Raw genomic sequence first — 747 nt, 5'->3', positions numbered from 1 at the left:
AATTGGAATGTTTTATTTTAAATAAGAGATGATTATTTAATAGTTTTTAATCACTATTCATTATTTACATCACCCATTTTGATAAGTGCCCTTTTCAATTCGTTATACTCTTGCGGTGTGATATCACCTTTTTCTTTAAAGGCTATTAGCCGCTCTAGTTTATCTAAAATTTTATCATATATAACCACTTCTTTGTCCGTATCCATCTGATTAAACTCTCCTTGACCATATGCTAACCATTGTAATGATGCACCTGTTTCGTCCATACATTTAATGACTAAATCAGAAGGAAACAAATCTCGTTTATAACGAATGGATAAGCTTGCAGCAGATGTACCCAAATAATTGCTATATTCAACTTTGGATCGAAAACCATAAGCCTCAATGATTCTATCTAATACTTTAGCTCCACCAGAATTAAAATTAATACTCATAATAAATTAAGCTCAGATAAAAATAATTAAAAAAACATTAAACTCAAACTAATATAATTTTATAATCAATTTAACTTTGTAAGTTAAATTAAAACACAATCATAAATTACAATTAGCTAGGAATAATGCACCATGATGACATCAATTTCAATCTCTATTTCAGCGAGTTATATTACGATTGACAAACTTGTTTGGATATAGGCATGAATGCTGATTAGGCAAAATATATCCGTGAAGAATATGATTCACGAACAAGCCGAATAGAAAATAACCATAAGCTACATGACTGAGTTTATCCATAAAAGTCTAAAGT

Annotated in this window: 1 protein-coding gene; it reads right to left on the bottom strand. The window is 29.2% G+C overall.

Going from position 1 to position 747, the window contains the following annotated elements:
- Positions 1–53 precede the first annotated feature (53 nt).
- Entirely contained in the window at positions 54–434 is a 381-nt protein-coding gene (locus A9G03_RS01430; protein WP_065632876.1) for a helix-turn-helix transcriptional regulator, read from the bottom strand.
- Between the last annotated feature and the right edge of the window lie 313 nt (positions 435–747).

It is taken from the genome of Gilliamella sp. wkB171 (genome assembly GCF_001693755.1).
Taxonomy (GTDB): Bacteria; Pseudomonadota; Gammaproteobacteria; order Enterobacterales; family Orbaceae; genus Gilliamella; species Gilliamella apicola_F.
The sequence above is the reverse complement of the archived record's forward strand: the minus strand, read 5'-3'. Positions and strand labels throughout refer to the sequence as shown.

Bases quoted from the DNA above. Each gene is read 5' to 3' on its own strand.
- A9G03_RS01430 (WP_065632876.1), bottom strand. From the start codon at position 434: ATGAGTATTAATTTTAATTCTGGTGGAGCTAAAGTATTAGATAGAATC.